The sequence below is a fragment of the Rhodanobacter sp. MP1X3 genome (assembly GCF_014207165.1).
Classification (GTDB): domain Bacteria; phylum Pseudomonadota; class Gammaproteobacteria; order Xanthomonadales; family Rhodanobacteraceae; genus Rhodanobacter.
Window position 1 is genome coordinate 282,018 of the sequence record NZ_JACHCO010000001.1, and the last position, 16,382, is coordinate 298,399.

A 16,382-nucleotide genomic window follows, 5' to 3' on the forward strand; every position below is an offset into this window, starting at 1 on the left:
ATCGCACCCCACCATCATGTGCCGACCTACTTTCGGACGATACGATGATCCCGGTAATACAAGATGACGCAAGATGGCATGCGGCGACGCACAGACGAGTCGCTCCGCCCGGCGGACGTTCCGCGGAATGGCTTGTCAGCAGACGAGGTGTTTCGGTGCAGTTCGCCAAGCGTGGTTTAAATTGATTGGTCAAAATTGATTCCAGACTCTTGGCTATATCGGAAACCCATGCAATGACACAGCTACCCACGCTCACGGACGAGGCCATGCTCGATCAGATGCAGCAAGCGGCTTTTGGCTATTTTCTGGAAACCGTGAATCCGGACAACGGGCTAGTCGCCGACACCTCGCGCGAAAATTCACCGGTCAGCATTGCGGTCGTTGGTTTTGCGCTCTCGTGCTATCCGATAGCGATAGAGCGCGGCTGGATGAAACGCACCGAGGCGGTCAAGCTCAGCCTGGCGGCGCTGCGTTTTTTCCGCGACAGCGACCAGAGCGGTGAGCCGAATGCCACCGGCTACAAAGGTTTTTACTACCACTTCCTCGACATCCACAAAGGCACGCGGGTCTGGCAGTCCGAACTGTCGATGATCGATACCGCGCTGTTGATTGCCGGTGCGCTCACTGCCGGCCAGTACTACAACGCCGATACGCCGGAGGAAACCGAGCTGCGCGAGTTGGTCGACTTTCTCTACTGCCGCGTCGACTGGCGCTGGTCGCAAGACAGCGGCGGCACCATCCGACAGGGATGGAAACCGGAGAGTGGCTTTCTGCACTACGGCTGGGAAGGCTATAGCGAAGCGATCGTGCTGTACGCCATGGCAATGGGCTCACCGACGCACCCGATCAAGGACGACTGCTACACCGCGTGGACGGCCACCTACCAGTGGGAAAACCTCTACAACCACGATTATCTCTACGCCGGCCCGCTGTTCGTGCATCAGTTCTCGCACGCCTGGGTTGACCTGCGCGGCATCCGTGATCCCTTCATGCGCGAGAAGAATACGGACTATTTCGAGAACAGCCGCGCCGCAGTCCACATCCAGCGCCGATACACCGAGCTCAATCCTCACGAATTCACCGGCTACGACCAGAACTGCTGGGGACTCTCCGCCTGCGATGGCCCCACCGACGAGCAGCCGGATGAAGTCAGCGAAGATCGGCGCCTGTTTGGCTACGCGGGGCGCGGCGTGCCCTATGGTCCAGACGATGGCACGCTGTCTGCACCAGCCGTGCTTGCCTCGCTGCCGTTCGCGCCGGAATTGGTCATGGAGGCCATACGCAACATGCTGATGCGCTACCCGCAGATGACGGTCGATAACCGCCTGGCCAGCAGTTTCAATCCCTCCGTTCTGGTGAACGGCGAGCTATGGATTTCGAACGGTTACTACGGACTCGACCAGGGTATTGTGGTGATGATGATCGAAAACCATCGCAGCGGCCTGCTGTGGCAGTTGATGCGCGGTTGTAGCTACATCCGCGACGGGCTGCAGCAAGCCGGCTTCACCGGTGGCTGGCTGCAGCCTTCCGATACCGATGGAGCACGCTGATGTCGCCCCCTTTCGATGCCTCGATCACCGCGCCGCAGGATGCGTGGGAAGACAAACGGCTGGCCGACCTGCATCCAGTGGCATGGGCCAACCCGAAGCCGATGGACTGGTATCAACTGGTCATCGTTGGTGCGGGTTCGGCCGGTGTGGCCGCTGCCGAACTGGCCATTGCCATGGGCCTGAAGGTGGCGATGATCGAGCGCCACCTGATCGGCGGAACCTGCCTCAACACCGGCTGCGTGCCGTCCAAGGCGTTGATCCGTACCGCGCGGTTGTACGCGGATATGCGCAACGCCGGCCGTTACGGCGGCAAGGTGCCGGATCATATCGAGGTGGATTTTACCGCCGTGATGGATCGTGTACGGCGCATCCGCAGCCACCTCAGCGGTGGCTCGTCGGTGCGACGGATGGCCTCGCTTGGCGTCGACATGTTCTTCGGCAATGTACGTTTTACCGGTGCCGACACGCTGATGGTCAACGACCTCACGCTGCGCTTCGGCAAGGCGATGATCGCCACCGGCACGCGCCCCCATATCCCGAACGTGCCGGGTCTGCGCGAAGCGGGCTTTCTCACCAATGCCACGGTCTTCAATCTCACCGAGCTGCCCAAGCGTCTGCTGGTGATTGGCGGCGGCCCGGTCGGCTGCGAACTGGCCCAGGCGTTTCGTCAGCTGGGCTCCAAGGTCACCATCGTGCAGGACAAGCCGCTGTTCCTCGAAAAGGAGGAACGCGACGCGGCCCAGATTCTTTCCGATGCGTTTGCGCGCGATGGCATCGAGGTAAGACTCAACACCACGGCAACGGCCGTGCGCGTCGAGAACGGCGTCAAGCAGGTCGACCTGCTCAGTGCTGACTACAAAAGCACCATCGAGGTCGACGCGATTCTCACCGGCGTCGGTCGCGTGCCGAACGTGCAGGGGATGGATCTGGAAAAGGCCGGCATCAAATACGACGACGAAAAGGGCATCAGCGTCGACGATTTCCTGGTGACCAACAATCCGCGTATCTACGCTGCCGGCGACGTCTGCCTGGAGGATCAGTACACCGACACCGCAGCGGCCTCGGCACGCATCGTGGTCAACAATGCCTTCATGCGCGGGCGCATGCGCCTCAGCGAGCTGGTCATTCCGTGGTGTACTTACACCGACCCGGAAATCGCCCATGTCGGGCTGTATGTGCGCGAAGCCAATCTCAAGGGCATTCCGGTAAAAACGTTCACCGTGCCGATGCACCAGATCGATCGCGCGGTGACCGACAGCGAAGAGGGCGGCTTCGTGAAAATCCATATTCGCGAAGGCACCGACACCATCCTCGGTGCCACCATCGTGGCGCGCCATGCCGGCGAGATGATCAACGAGATCACCCTGGCCATGGTCGCCAAGATCGGCCTGCGCACGCTGGCGCGGGTGATCCACGCGTATCCGACTCAGGCCGAAGCCATTCGCGAAGCGGCCAAGGCCTACAGCCGTACCCGCATCACCTCACGCCTGCGTGCGCGCCTGCAGAAATGGCTGGCGCGTACCACCGAGTAAGTTTCTGCGATCACGCCGGCTTATCGACGACGTGAATAGACTGTGCAACACAAGCATCAAGAATTCTTCCTCTCCCCAATCACTCTACGTAAAGGACATCCGATGGAACTTGGCATGGTGGGTCTCGGCAAAATGGGCGCCAATATGGCGGAACGTCTGCTCAAGGGCGGTCACAAGGTCACCGGTTTTGATCCCAACGCTGACGCGCGCACGCTGCTGGTGTCCAAGGGCGCCGGCGAAGCCGACTCGCTGGAAGCGCTGGTCAAGGCACTTCCCACGCCACGCGTGGTATGGGTGATGGTGCCCTCGGGCAAGATCACCGACGACACCGTCGATACCTTGTACAAGCTGCTGTCGGCCGGTGACACTGTCATCGACGGCGGCAACTCCAATTACAAGGACACGCAGCGCCGCGCGGCCTCGTACGTCGACAAGAAAATCAACTATGTCGATTGCGGTACCAGCGGCGGCATCTGGGGTCTGGCCGAGGGTTACAGCATGATGGTTGGCGGCGACGAGAAAGCCGTTGACGCGATCAAGCCGATCTTCGAAACGCTGGCGCCAGCCAAGGATCAGGGCTGGGGTCGCGTCGGCCCGGTCAGCTCCGGCCACTACACCAAGATGGTTCACAACGGCATCGAGTACGGGATGATGCAGGCGTACGCCGAGGGCTTCTCCATCCTCAAGCACAAGACCGAGTTCGGCCTCGACCTGAAACAGGTCGGTGAAATCTGGCGTTACGGCAGTGTGGTGCGCTCATGGTTGCTCGACCTCACCACGGATGCGCTGGGCAAGAATCCCAACATGACCGGCATTGCGCCGTACGTCGTCGATTCGGGCGAAGGCCGATGGACGGTGGATGCGGCGATGGAGCTGAGCGTTTCCGCACCGGTGATTACCTTGTCACTAATGGAGCGCTACCGCTCGCGCGACAACGACTCGTTCGCCGACAAATTGCTGGCGTCGATGCGCAACGAGTTTGGTGGGCATGAGATCAAGAAGGAAGGGTGATTGTCGCTGGCGCGACCGAGCTTGCCGGGGTTTGATGGACACGTATGCCGAACGATAAAGTTCGGGATACGTGTCCATCGTGTCTCCACGTATCCGTCGTCGTTTTACCGAAGAATTCAAGGCCAACACCACCGCAATGGTCACCGAGCAGGGACACCCGTACCGCTGCCGATCTGGGCGGCCCGTCGTCAATAGTTGGCATGGTTAAGAGCGAGTCGGAATCCGAGTCGTCCTGGCTCCGATGGCGTGGTAATGATTCGATGTATTTCTGGTAGATCGCGCCTCCGGGCCGGCCGTCGGGCCTAGGTGCGTGTAGCTCATGCGCAGTTCCACTTGACACTAAAGCTGCGCAGGCTGCCGAGCCCGCTGCTCTTCACTTCATCTTGTGACGTACTTCAGAGTTGAATTGGTCGCGCTTCACAATTTGATATATGGCACCAGCTTATCGTAGCGATTGCAGGGGCAGATTGGCGCTGTGCACGGATTTAAGGTTCCGGCGCTCGTACAAAGGAAGGCGATGATATGAACGCCATGAGGCAACATCGGCCCGCAATACGGGCATTAAGATTTACGACGCTTGTATTGGCCTTGGTCGCAGCGTGTGCCACGAGTGATGTGCAGGCGACAGACACAGTCTGGGTCGCCACCCAGACTCAGGCCTTTTTGCCATCGACGACGGCGACGGCGTTACCGGCGACCACCAGCGAACATGTGGTGGCAGCACTCAACCCGGTTCTGCCGGATAGCAAGCCGACTCCTGCGCAAGTCCAGGCGGTAGTCGATTACCTGCAGCAAAATGGCTTTACCGGCATCAAGGTGAGCTCCAGCCAACGGTTGGTCGACGCAACCGGTACGGTGGCCGGCATCCAGGCCGCATTCAACACCACCTTGATGAGCTTTCAGTATCAAGGTCGCGCCGCATTCGGCAATAACGCGCCCGCCCAAGTTCCGCAGGCGTTGGGCGGCGTGGTAGTGGCCGTGCTCGGCCTGCAGAATGTAGCGACGGCCCAAGCCGTTGTTGAGGTGGCGCCGTCGCCGGCTTCGACGAAAGCACGCGCGAACGCGGCCGGCACGGCGGTGGAGGTAGCGCACGAGCTGACGGAATTTTCGGCTTTCTACGATGCGGATAATCTGCCCATCGGCACGGGCAGCACGGTGGCCATGGTTGCTTCCGGCGACTTGACGGCGGTGCTGGCCAATCTCAAGGCGTACACCACATCGCATGGCCTGCCGGATGTATCCACCCAGGTGATCCCCGTGGGCGATGGAAGCTATCAGGACGACCCCGCCAAGGATCTGGTGTGGACGACAGCAGTCGAGGCGATGGTCGGGATGGCCGGTGGATTGAAGCAGATTGTTTTCTACAATCCGCCCGATCTCAGCGATGCCAATCTGATCCTGGGGATTGACACGATGGAGGACGAATTCAGCTGGCCTGTCCAATATGCGAGTGAGCTGCTTCCCTTTGCCATATCGGAAGACGATGCCCATCGCAGCGGCTTGATGGCGGCATCCGACAATGCGATCGCGTTTATACCAGAGAACATCGCTCCTAGCGGCGACGACGGTGCATATGCTGAATCCGAGGGTGTGATTCTCGATGCCCAGGGAAACTGGCTAGTTGCCCCGGGCAGCTATACCGTGAACTATCCGGCAAGTGACCGCGATGTCTGGGCGATAGGCGGCACTTCGCTGTATACGAGTGGCGGCATTTATGCGTCCGAAACCGGGTGGAATTCTGGCGTGGCTCCTGTCGATCCGGAGAACCTCACGAGCGACCAGCAACTCCACGCCGGTGGTGGTGGTGTGAGCAAGTTCGAGGGAGGTCAAGGGGACTTGTTCAATCATGCCCCTTGGCGGATCGTTCCGGACGTTGCCTTCGATGCTGACCCTGCGAGTGGTGCCCTGGTCTATCTCCAGGGGAACGCCACGCCCGTCCAAGTGGGAGGCACCGTGCTCGCCGCGGCCTTGTATGTGGGTCTGAGAATCAGGATGGGATACCATCCGGAAACACCTCTCGAGCTGCTCTACACCTGCTACGCCGACTATCACGATCACATCAAAAACGATTACGCCCTTAGTGGCTACTCGATGCAACAGCTGGTGCATCCAGTCAATGAGGGCAACAACGGCTATGGTGGTTATGGGTACAACGCCGTTGCTGGTTACGATGCCATCGGTGGCTGGGGCAGCATAAATGCGCGAAACTTGAACGCACTGGCCATCGGTTACTTCCATGATTAGCCGAGTTTGAGGAGTGCCGAGTCGCAACAGACGGTATGAAGTACTCGGTGCTTCTGCCGTCAAACAATGGGTGGTCGACAGTCACTTAGCACGAGTTGAGCGATGACTTTTCAGTCTTATGCCGTCGAGGCGCAGGAGCACGCGACCATCGCTGAGTGTTTTCAAACCCAGTAGTCGTGACGGTGGGACGAGGCAGTTGTGGTGCAGGCGGATGAGCAGGTAATCGATGGTGCCTAGGTCGAAGGCCTGCCGCGCATGCGCTTCGTAGGCGGTGCAGAATCCCTACGGGTCTGCCGGCCTCAGCTCACCGCCGCACAGGGGAGTGGTACGTCAAAAGGCAGAGCTGAAGCCAGAGCGGTAAGGCTGGAGTTGCCTCAACTTTTCCATCGGATCAATCGGCGTCTCGATAGGTTGTCGAGCCGCATGGTGCGGCTGTGAATTCGGGCAGAGCTTCGGCTTTTTCCGAGAAGGCTTGCAGCGAAGGATAGTCGGCAGTTGGCACGAGTCCGGGGAGCACTTCCTGGGTGAACTTCCAGGCTACGGCGGTGCTGATGCCGGCCTGATCGATGGTGCGACTGGTGATGGCTTGCGATTGATCGCGGAAGGCTGATTCAAGCGCGTTGAAAGCGGCAAACAATTGTCCGGTGACGCGCTCTATCCATGGTTCGTGCTGTTTTTCGGCCGGCCGAAGATTGCGCTCGTAGATGATCTGCACGCTTTTCTCGTTGGCAGCCAGCGCCAGCCCAATGATGTGCAGCGCGTGGCGAAGCTCGGCGTTGCCGCTTGGCATCAGGCTTCTACCGGAGCTCGCGATCGATTCGGCATATTGAAGAATCAGCGTCGAATCGATCAGTACCTCGCCGTCATCGCAGATCAACGTCGGCGCCTTCACCACCGGATTGATCCGCTGAAATTCGTCGAACCCGCCGAATACCGAAAGCGACTGGTGTTCAAATCGAAGACCAAGCAATTGCAGCGAGATCGCCACGCGGCGAACATAGGGTGAGTCGAGCATGCCGATCAATTTCATGGTGATTCCTTTTGCATGGAGCCTGAATGGTAAAAGCTATGCGCAATAGCGATAAGCGCGGCTGGATATTGATACTGAATTCTTGTCCGGATCTTTGGCGTTTGCGAACGCATATCCATTGGCTTGATGGGTGCTTCCAAACGTCAGTCCAAGTTCGGCGCTCTTTACCTTGAATGCCTCGACATCTTCCACCGCAAAGACCAGCTTCACGGCGACCTGCCCCAGCTTCATGCTTTTTGCCGCCTGGTGTATCAGGATGATCGGGCCGCCGTCCGTCGAACTCAACTCGATCAAGCCTTCAACTTTTCCTGTGGACGCCAGTCCGAAAAATCTCTGATAGAAGTCAGCTGTTCTATCCATGTCCTTTGCATAGATCACGATGGCGTTGAGCGGTGAACGCATGGTCATTCTCGCTGTTGCCTCAAAGAGTTTCGTTGATCATCTGACTATTTAAAAATGCTTTTTGATGTGTCATACGCGAGTTCATGGTACTGGTTGCCGTTGAACTCAAATTCCTGAATCACATGAAGGCCAAGCTTCCTGGTGTGGGCGGCAAAAGATCGAGTGTTCGTCTTGTTGATAAAGGTGAGCAGGACGGGATATCGCTCGGCCATTTGGGCTCTGGAAAAATCGAACACGGCCTCAAGCACTCCGCTTCCCCTGACGGATTTATCAATGCAGACAGGGCCATATTGATACGAGTTCTCGACCGTCAATGGCTGGCCGAGAAACTCCAGTTGATCGAGCCCCTCAATCATGTGGGTGAATATCGGCCACTGCGACCAAAACCCCCAGGACGCCGCCATGACGTAGGCCACAAGACGTTCGCCGTCACGAGCGATGGACAAGCCACCTTCATCAGCTATCAGGCTTTTCAGTTGGTCCTTGGTGAACAACGTTGTTACGAAACCACTCGATTTATCCGGCTCTGCAATGGAAGCGACGTGATACTTTTTCTGAAGCTCCAGCACGTCGTAGATATCAGAAGATTGTGCAACGCTGATTTGCATTAAAACCTCATTCAAAACCAGTTAGACGAAGCAGTTGGTAGTGACCTTCCGTGCTATCCGATGGCACGACGTCCGGTAATCTAAAGAAACAGCTTTCCAAAATTCATTATCCCAACCGCAACAACTTCCTCACCGCCGGCAAATTGCGGCGGCTGATTTCGGGACTTATTTCGGTGCCATCCAGACGCGCGAGCACACGACCGTCGCTGAGTGTTTTCAAGCCCAGCAAGCGCGACGGTGGGACGAGGCAGTTGCGGTGCAGGCGGATGAGTTGGTTGGGGTAGGTGTCTTCGAGTTGGCGCAGGGATTCTTCGATCAGCAATTCGCCGCGGCGGTGCTGCACGACGACGTATTTTTCGTCGGCAACCAGGCAGATCACTTCATCGAGGGCAATGCGCACTTCTTCGCCACGCAGGCGGCCGCGCAGATACTTTGGTGTGTCGCGGCCCTGGTCGGCGAGGCGGCGCTCGGCGCGCTGCAAGGCATCGCGCAGCCGTTCGAGGCGCACCGGTTTGAGCAGATAGTCCACAGCGCCGAGTTCGAACGCCTGCAGCGCGTGGGCTTCGTAGGCGGTGCAGAAAATCACTTGCGGTCTTGCGCGGCCGGCTAGCCGTTTGGCCAAGGTGGTGCCGTTGAGTCCGGGCATGTTGATGTCGAGCAGCAGGATGTCGGGCTGCTGCTCGCCGATGGCGGCGAGCGCGCTTTCGCCATCGGCGACGCTGCCGACGATTTCCACATCGACGCAGTCGCTCAGCAGCACGGCCAGCCGCGCGCGAGCCAGCGGTTCGTCATCGACGATCAGTACGCGCATCGTTCGCCTGCCCTGATGAGTGAAGTATGGGTAGGTGGAGGCGAACGATGAAGCGTTCGCCATCGGGTCCGCTTTGTGGGCCTGCTTCGACGCGCGCCTGCGGACCATAGCGGTAGGTCACGCGCTGTCGCACGCTATCGAGGCCGTGACCGTTGCCGGGTTCGGCCGCGGTGGCAGGCAGTGGGTTGATGATTTCGATAAGGATGGCGTTACCGTTGCGCTGGCCGCGCAGGATCACTTCGCCGCCGCCGATCAGCGGCTGGATGCCGTGGCGTACGGCGTTCTCGACTAACGGCTGCAACAGCAGGCGCGGCAGCGGGAAATTATCCGGCAGCGATTCGATATCACGCTGCACACGCAGACGATCGCCCAGGCGCAGTTGTTCAATCGCGAGGTAGCGTTCGATCAGCGCCAGTTCGTCGCCGAGCGTGCCGTCGTCGTTGTTGTGCTGGCCCAGCGCGGCGCGAAACAGTTCGGAGAGATCTTCCACCGTACGCTCGGCGGCATCGGGATCAACGCGGATCAGTGCAGCCACGGTGTTCATGCTGTTGAAAAGAAAGTGCGGCCGGATGCGCGCCTGCAGTGCATCGACCTGCGCGCGCGTCACCGCGGCCAGCCGCGCTTGCCACTGCGCCAGCACGTAGAAGTAGCGCAGCATCGCGGCACCGAGCAGCGCGGCGATGGCCACGTTGTCGCGCACAAAGACGCCGCGGCTGTCAGTGCCCAATTGCATCTGCAGCGCAACATCGAGCCAGCGCGCAATGCTGCTGGCAATCAGCACGATAAGCACAATCAGCAGCCACACGCCGACATAGGACAGGTGGCCTGGCAGGCGCTGCAGCAGCGCACGCGACTTGCACAGAACCACGGCGATCACCAACGCCAGCCAGGTGACGAACAGCATGCCGACGCTATAGCTCGCCCAGTCGCGCTGGCCATTGCGCGCCAGCCACATTACCGTCACCGTTAGCGCGCCCACTATGATCAAGGCGAACAACGCAGGCAGCCGGCAGAAGTCCGGCAGCGGACTCTGCTCGACGCGTTCGCGTGGATTATTGGCGGTGGTCGGTGGAGGCATGCGGGAAGTATGCCGCATGAGTGTGGTCAAGCCGCGAGCAGTGGATCCCCATTCCAGCTTTGTCCCCAGCGATGAGAAGGAGACGATCGGTACGGAGGTGAAAGTTTCCTCGGCGAAGACGCGTGGCTGATTCGACAGCTTGTTACTTCAGCCGCTGCCCGATCCAGTCGCGCAGGTCGAAAATCTCCTGCGGGCATACGGCGTGCAGCATCGGGTAGGTATGCCAGTCGACCGGGTAGCCCAGTGCGCGCAGGCGATCACGCGAGTCCAGGCCACGCTGCAGCACCACGACCGGATCAGCCTGACCGTGGCCCCAGAAGATCGGCGTGGCCGAATTCGCCGCGTGGCGTTCGGCGGTCAGTGTGGTGTGCATTGGCAGGTAAGTGGATAGTGCAATGATGCCGGCCAGCTTCTCTGCATGGCGCAGGCCTGCTGACAACGCGATGGCGCCGCCCTGCGAAAAGCCGGCCAGCAGGATGCGCTCGCTCGGCACGCCGCGGCTGTGTTCGCGGGCGATCAGCGTTTCCACTTCGGCGACCGACGCGCGCATGCCGGTTTCGTCTTGCTGCGCGTTGAGATCGAACGCAGCGATGTCGTACCAGGCACGCATCGACATGCCGTTGTTGATGGTTACCGGCCGCACCGGCGCATGCGGAAATACGAAGCGCAGCGCCGGCCAGCCCGGTGCTGCCAATTGCGGCACGATCGGTGCAAAGTCGTTGCCGTCGGCGCCCAGTCCATGCAGCCAGATCACGCTATGGGTCGGGTTGGCGGCGGTTTCCTGTTCGGCGGTAGGCAGTGGCATGAGTGGTGTGCTTTTGAAAATAAAAATCCATGGTAGCAGCCACTGCACTGTTGCCCGAACGTTGGTGCCGGCGCATTTACTGCCTTCAATTATTTCGCATCCAACCCCAGCTCCTGCGCAAAGAAGGTCAGCATGATGGCGGTGTTGCCCACGCGCTGGCTGAAGGGTGCGCCGATGCCATGGCCGGCATTGACACGCGTCAACAGCAGAATCGGTTGATCCGATGTAGTGGAGTTTTGCAGCGCGGCGGTGAACTTGCGCGATTGCCATGGCGCCACGCGCGGATCGTTGGCGCCGGTGGTCATCAGCACGGCGGGGTAGGCGGTGTGCGGCTGCACGTTCTGCAGTGGCGAGTAGGCCAGCGTGGCCTTGAACTGCGCCGCGTCGTTCACCGTGCCGTATTCGCTGACGTTATACGCGCCATTGGCGAAGTCGGTCTCATGACGGATCACGTCATAGATGCCGACCATCGATACCGCCGCGCGGTAGTCGCCCGGATGCTGCACCAGTGAGGCACCCATCAGCAGGCCACCGTTGCTGCCGCCGAGAATGCCCAGGTGCGCGCGGTCGGTCCATTGCTTGTCGATCAGCGCCAGCGCGGCCGCGTGGAAATCATCGAACACGGTCTGCTTGTGCAGCATCTGACCCTGCGCATGCCACGCTTCGCCGAACTCGTTGCCGCCGCGGATATTCGCGTAGGCCAGCACGCCGCCGCGTTCCAGCCACGCAAGGTTGGCGCCGACAAAGTTGGGCGCGATCGGAATATCGAAACCACCATAGCCGTAAAGAATCGTCGGACGCTTGCCATTCGGTGTGATACCGCGCATCGATATCACCGTCACCGGTACATGGCTGCCATCGATCGAGATGCCATCGATGCGCTGAACGTCGATGTTCGAATAGTCGCCCGCGGGCTTCACCTTGAACACGGTTTTCAGATGGCCGCTGCGCGCGTCGTACTCAGCCCAGCGCGAGGGTGTGGTCCAGCCGGCATAGCTGATCAATGCCTGATTCTGGCCCTGCTCGGCCGCGATGCTGCCGACCGATATACCTTGCTCAGGCAGTGGCAGGCGCCGCACGAACTTGGCCCTGGCGTCGTACTGCTCCACCCACCAGTCCGGCCCCCAGCTGCGCGTGACCAGAAAGCCGTTGGCGATCGGTTCGACGCCCTGAATTGCACCATCGCGCTCGCCCAGTATCTGGCTTACCGCGCCCTGCGCATCGACCGCCAGCAGCTTGCCGCGCGGCGCATCGGCAAAGCTCGCCACAAACAGCCTTTGGCCGACCCATGCGGCCAGGCGCACGTTCGCTTCATCGCCGATGATCTTTTTCCACTGCGTGCCATCACGCTGGTAGACGCCGGCCGGGCCGCCGTCGCCGACGTTGGTCAGCACGGCCAGCTGCTTCGCGCCGGGCGAGCTGAGCAGGCGATATTCCGCCACGCGCGAGTAACCCTGACCGAAAACCACGGTGTCGTTCGACGCCGGCTCGCCCAACACGTGATGCACCAGCGTGGCATCAAACTGTCTGACCTCCGCATTGCCTTGCGGCGGCGCAAAGCGCACGTAGGTAAAGCCTTTTTCATCGGCGTCCCAAGCCAGCGCCTGCGGCGTGGTGCCACCGCCGGCCCATGGCAAGGCGTCGTCGAGAACCTTGCCGGTGGCCACATCAAGTACATGGATGGTGGTCAGCTCGCTGCCGCCCTCGGCGGTGCCGTAGGCGAGATAGTGCGCGCGTGGCGATGGCCAGTAGTCCGTAATCGCAGTGTTGCCGCCGTTGGCGTTGAGGTCGATCAGCACACGCGGTTTGCCGTTCGGCCACAGCTGCGCCATCAGCTGTGGTTGCGGTTGTGGTGGCGTTTCCTGCATGTAGAACAGTGTGCCGTTGGCCAGCAGCGGACCGGATCGTGTGGCCGACGTGATCGCCAGTTGCTGCACGCGTGCGGTCATCGCCTTGCCGTCGGGCATCGCGGCCAGTACGGCCTCGGTATGCGCGTTCTGCACGGCGATCCACTTCTGCACGGAGGGGTTGTCGGGATTTTCCAGCCAGCGGTAGGGATCGCTGACGTTCGTGCCGTGCAGCACACTGGCATCCTTGCCCTGTGGTGTGGACGGCGGCATCGAGGGTGGGTGGTCAGGATCGATCAGCGAGACATCGCGGGCAGGCAACACGGCGGCTGGCTGTACCTGGGCGGCGCAGAAAGAACTCGCGCCGAGCAGCGTGCCAGAGATAACGATCAGGCGAACGATGGCGAGGCGCATGAGCTTTACCCGGTGATCGAAGAAACACCAGCGTAGCGCCACGGCGCGTCCCGTGCAGCAGCGGCGACCCTGACTTCTGGCACGGGTAGGCGTGCAGGGCCGCTGTGCTCGGCTATGCTGATTTTTCTCATAAGATACTTTCCGTGGAGACAGACCCATGCGTCGACTGCTGCTTGCCGGCCTTATTGCTTTTGCTGTGCTGCCCGCCGCAGCCGTCACACCGCCAGCCAGTGGCGCGCCCACCAGTACACCGCTCGATCTGGAACCCATCATGGCCAATCCGGACTGGATCGGTCATCCGGTCGAGATGCCGTATTGGAGTGTGGATGGGCGTAGCATCTATTACTCGCTCAAGCGCGATGGCAGCCCGGTGCAGGATCTGTATCGCGTCGACGCCGCCAGCGGTCAAAGCACCAAGCTCGATCCGGCGGCGATGGCGCAGGCCGAAGGCCCGGCAGTGTTCGACCGCACGCATCGGCACGCCGCGTATGTGATGCACGGCGACGTGTTCGTGGTTGACGTCAGTACCGGCCGTCGTACGCAGGTCACCCGCACGCCGCAGGAGAAATCCTCGCCGCAGTTCTCCGCCGACGGTCGCGCGCTGCAGTTCCGCGACGACAACGACTGGTACAGCTACGACCTCGTTAGCGGCGTCACGTCCCCCGCTGCTGTGCTGAAATTCGCCAACGATCCGCAGGCAAAGAAGGCTGACGAGCTGGGTGATCTGCAGCTGCGTCTGTTCAAGACCCTGCGCGACATCAAGGCCGACAAGCAGGCGCTGAAGGACGAGGACAAGGCGCTCGATGCCGCCGACCCCGGTCGCGCGCCGGCGCCGTTCTTTCTGGGCGACAAGGCTACCGCCGTCGATACCGAACTCTCGCCCGATGGTCGCTGGCTGCTGGTGGTCACCGCACCGAAAGATCACGACGACGGCAAGGCGCCAGTGGTCAATCACTACGTGACCGAGAGCGGCTACACCGAGCCGAAGGAAGCGCGCACCTATGTCGGTCATAACGATCCGGCGCGGCAGTCGCTGCTGCTGCTCGATCTGCGCGAACACCAGAGCTATCCGCTTGCGACCGACGACCTGCCCGGCATCAAGGACGATCCACTGAGAGCGCTGCGCAGCCAGACTGTGGCCGCGCTGGAAAAAGACGGCAAGTCCGATGAGGCCAAGGCATTGAAGGCACCCGATGTGCGCGGCGTCCGCGTGGTCGGCAGCCCCGAAGATGGCGGTGGCGGTGGTATCGCCTGGAGCGACGACGGCAGCCATCTCGCCGTGCAGGTGCGCGCTATCGACAACAAGGATCGCTGGATCGCGAACGTCGATTTCAGCCAGCACAAGCTGGTCAACCAGCAGCGGCTGACCGATGAAGCCTGGATCAACTGGAACTTCAACGATTTCGGCTGGCTCAAGGACAGCCGCACGCTGTGGTATCTCAGCGAGCACACCGGTTACTCGCAGCTCTACAGCAAATCGCTCGACGGCAAGGCGACGGCGCTGACGTCCGGCAAGTTCGAGGTCAGCCATCCGCTGCTCAGCGACGACGGCCAGTGGTTCTACGTGCGCACCAACCAGGTCGCACCTTACAGCTATGACGTCTATCGGCTGCCGGCGAAAGGTGGCGCGCTGACTCGCGTCACGCAGTATCAGGGCATGGACGATTTCAAACTCTCGCCCGATGGCAGGCAGCTCGCCGTGCTGCATTCCTCGCCATACATTTTCCCGCAGCTGGCTGTGCAGCCTTCCGCTGGCGGCGAAGGTCATGACCTCACCAATACCATCAAGCCGGCCTATACCGCGCATGCGTGGATCGCGCCGAAGATCGTCGAGATTCCCTCCAGTCACGGTGCGGGCGTGATCTACGCCAAGTACTACGGCCCGGCTGATGAAACCGAGGCGGCCAAGCGTCCGGCGGTGTTCTTCGTGCACGGTGCCGGTTACCTGCAGAACGTCACGCTATCGTCCAGCTACTACTTCCGCGAACAGATGTTCAACAACCTACTCGTACAGCAGGGTTACGTGGTGCTCGACATGGACTACCGCGCCTCCGAAGGCTACGGTCGCGCCTGGCGCACCGCGATCTACCGGCACATGGGCCATCCGGAGCTGGAGGATCTGCTCGACGGCAAAGCATGGCTGGTGAAAAACCACGCTGTCGATCCTCAGCGCGTCGGCATTTACGGCGGCAGCTACGGTGGCTTCATGACCGAGATCGCACTGCTGCGCGCACCGGGTGAATTCGCGGCCGGCGCTGCCCTTCGCCCGGTCTCCGACTGGACCAGCTACAACGACGACTACACCTCCGACATCCTCAACGAACCGCAGCTCGATCCCGAGTCATACAAGATCAGCTCACCGATCGAATACGCCGACCAGCTGCGTGCCCCGCTGCTGATCGAACACGGCCTGATCGACGACAACGTGATGGCCAGCGATTCAATCCGCCTGTATCAGCGCTTCATCGAACTGCACAAGAAAAATTTCTGGATCTCGCTGTACCCGCTGGAGCGCCACAGTTTTGTCCATGCGGACGATTGGCATGATGAGTATCGACGGATTGATGAGTTGTTTGAGACGTATTTGAAGTCGCCCTCTAATTGATTTCTGTTTTGTTGTTGTAGCGGTGACGAATACTGGTTCGCCTGCGTCGATTGAGCCGCGCTTTTCCTCCTCTCCCCGTTGGGGAGAGGATTGAGGTGAGGGGCGGGTGCTCGCGGTTCCGTTCCTTTTTTGGCGGAACAGCGAAGAGCTTTCGTCCTCCTTCGGAGGGCGAGTCACTTTCTCTTGCGTGGCCAAGAGAAAGTAACCAAAGAGAAGGCTACCCCGCTTGGCGCTTGCCGGGCATCCATGCCCGGCAAGTCCGTGAGGTGGGGCCGGGCTTTTCGACAGGGCTCCTGCCCTGACGAAAAGGAATCGACGTCCTGTCGATTCCCCTGCGGGCCTGTCGACCCCACCTCACCGCCGCACAGGGGCCCCGTTTAAAAGCAGCGCGCCTCCTGCGCGCTCGGCCATTGCTTGCTTTGCTGTGTAAACCTAGAAAAGAGAG

General features: G+C 60.6%; 12 protein-coding genes. 5 read left to right on the forward strand and 7 right to left on the reverse strand.

What is annotated here, in order from left to right:
* Positions 1 to 233 precede the first annotated feature (233 nt).
* The 4 genes from HDE79_RS01130 (at position 234) to HDE79_RS01145 (ending at position 6,337) form a co-directional block, all read left to right on the forward strand.
* Positions 234 to 1,550, forward strand: a complete 1,317-nt coding sequence (locus tag HDE79_RS01130; protein WP_184600088.1) for a glucoamylase family protein — start codon at positions 234 to 236, stop codon at positions 1,548 to 1,550.
* Positions 1,550 to 3,082, forward strand: a complete 1,533-nt coding sequence (locus HDE79_RS01135) for a mercuric reductase (RefSeq protein WP_184600089.1) — start codon at positions 1,550 to 1,552, stop codon at positions 3,080 to 3,082. The genes HDE79_RS01130 and HDE79_RS01135 overlap by 1 nt, the downstream gene beginning before the upstream one ends.
* A 102-nt stretch (positions 3,083 to 3,184) precedes the next feature.
* A complete protein-coding gene (gene gnd / locus HDE79_RS01140) occupies positions 3,185 to 4,093 on the forward strand; it encodes a phosphogluconate dehydrogenase (NAD(+)-dependent, decarboxylating) (protein ID WP_184600090.1) in 909 nt (302 codons plus the stop codon).
* Positions 4,094 to 4,708: 615 nt separating this feature from the next.
* On the forward strand, positions 4,709 to 6,337 hold the full coding sequence (locus tag HDE79_RS01145) for a protease pro-enzyme activation domain-containing protein (protein WP_184600091.1): 1,629 nt from the start codon (positions 4,709 to 4,711) through the stop codon (positions 6,335 to 6,337).
* A gap of 391 nt (positions 6,338 to 6,728) precedes the next feature.
* Here HDE79_RS01145 and HDE79_RS01150 read toward each other — a convergent pair whose 3' ends face one another.
* The 7 genes from HDE79_RS01150 to HDE79_RS01180 all read right to left on the reverse strand — a co-directional run bounded on the left by HDE79_RS01150 (position 6,729) and on the right by HDE79_RS01180 (position 13,332).
* Positions 6,729 to 7,367: a glutathione S-transferase gene (locus HDE79_RS01150; RefSeq protein WP_184600092.1), complete on the reverse strand. Its 639-nt coding sequence runs from the start codon at positions 7,365 to 7,367 to the stop codon at positions 6,729 to 6,731.
* Between the two features lie 36 nt (positions 7,368 to 7,403).
* A complete protein-coding gene (locus HDE79_RS01155; protein WP_184600093.1) occupies positions 7,404 to 7,769 on the reverse strand; it encodes a VOC family protein in 366 nt (121 codons plus the stop codon).
* A 44-nt stretch (positions 7,770 to 7,813) separates the two neighbouring features.
* Positions 7,814 to 8,377: a GNAT family acetyltransferase gene (locus HDE79_RS01160; protein ID WP_184600094.1), complete on the reverse strand. Its 564-nt coding sequence runs from the start codon at positions 8,375 to 8,377 to the stop codon at positions 7,814 to 7,816.
* 106 nt (positions 8,378 to 8,483) lie between these two features.
* Positions 8,484 to 9,188 carry a LytTR family DNA-binding domain-containing protein gene (locus tag HDE79_RS01165; RefSeq protein WP_184600095.1) on the reverse strand — a complete coding sequence of 235 codons (705 nt, stop codon included), beginning with the start codon at positions 9,186 to 9,188 and terminating at the stop codon, positions 8,484 to 8,486.
* A complete protein-coding gene (locus HDE79_RS01170) occupies positions 9,166 to 10,266 on the reverse strand; it encodes a histidine kinase (protein ID WP_184600096.1) in 1,101 nt (366 codons plus the stop codon). The genes HDE79_RS01165 and HDE79_RS01170 overlap by 23 nt, the downstream gene beginning before the upstream one ends.
* A gap of 142 nt (positions 10,267 to 10,408) precedes the next feature.
* Positions 10,409 to 11,071 (reverse strand): dienelactone hydrolase family protein, encoded by a 663-nt coding sequence (locus HDE79_RS01175; protein WP_184600097.1) that lies wholly within the window; start codon positions 11,069 to 11,071, stop codon positions 10,409 to 10,411.
* 89 nt (positions 11,072 to 11,160) lie between these two features.
* Positions 11,161 to 13,332, reverse strand: coding sequence for a prolyl oligopeptidase family serine peptidase (locus HDE79_RS01180; RefSeq protein WP_184600098.1), 2,172 nt, complete (start codon positions 13,330 to 13,332; stop codon positions 11,161 to 11,163).
* Positions 13,333 to 13,489: 157 nt separating this feature from the next.
* On the opposite strand from HDE79_RS01180, the gene HDE79_RS01185 reads away from it, so the two are divergent.
* Positions 13,490 to 15,937 (forward strand): prolyl oligopeptidase family serine peptidase, encoded by a 2,448-nt coding sequence (locus HDE79_RS01185; RefSeq protein ID WP_184600099.1) that lies wholly within the window; start codon positions 13,490 to 13,492, stop codon positions 15,935 to 15,937.
* Positions 15,938 to 16,382: the final 445 nt, after the last annotated feature.

Excerpts from the sequence above, each read along its gene's own strand:
- HDE79_RS01170 (WP_184600096.1), bottom strand. The coding sequence starts at position 10,266 with ATGCCTCCACCGACCACCGCCAATAATCCACGCGAACGCGTCGAGCAG.
- HDE79_RS01150 (WP_184600092.1), bottom strand. The coding sequence starts at position 7,367 with ATGAAATTGATCGGCATGCTCGACTCACCCTATGTTCGCCGCGTGGCG.
- HDE79_RS01165 (WP_184600095.1), bottom strand. The coding sequence starts at position 9,188 with ATGCGCGTACTGATCGTCGATGACGAACCGCTGGCTCGCGCGCGGCTG.
- HDE79_RS01175 (WP_184600097.1), bottom strand. The coding sequence starts at position 11,071 with ATGCCACTGCCTACCGCCGAACAGGAAACCGCCGCCAACCCGACCCAT.
- HDE79_RS01130 (WP_184600088.1), top strand. The coding sequence starts at position 234 with ATGACACAGCTACCCACGCTCACGGACGAGGCCATGCTCGATCAGATG.
- HDE79_RS01185 (WP_184600099.1), top strand. The coding sequence starts at position 13,490 with ATGCGTCGACTGCTGCTTGCCGGCCTTATTGCTTTTGCTGTGCTGCCC.
- HDE79_RS01160 (WP_184600094.1), bottom strand. The coding sequence starts at position 8,377 with ATGCAAATCAGCGTTGCACAATCTTCTGATATCTACGACGTGCTGGAG.
- HDE79_RS01155 (WP_184600093.1), bottom strand. The coding sequence starts at position 7,769 with ATGCGTTCACCGCTCAACGCCATCGTGATCTATGCAAAGGACATGGAT.
- gnd (WP_184600090.1), top strand. The coding sequence starts at position 3,185 with ATGGAACTTGGCATGGTGGGTCTCGGCAAAATGGGCGCCAATATGGCG.
- HDE79_RS01180 (WP_184600098.1), bottom strand. The coding sequence starts at position 13,332 with ATGCGCCTCGCCATCGTTCGCCTGATCGTTATCTCTGGCACGCTGCTC.
- HDE79_RS01135 (WP_184600089.1), top strand. The coding sequence starts at position 1,550 with ATGTCGCCCCCTTTCGATGCCTCGATCACCGCGCCGCAGGATGCGTGG.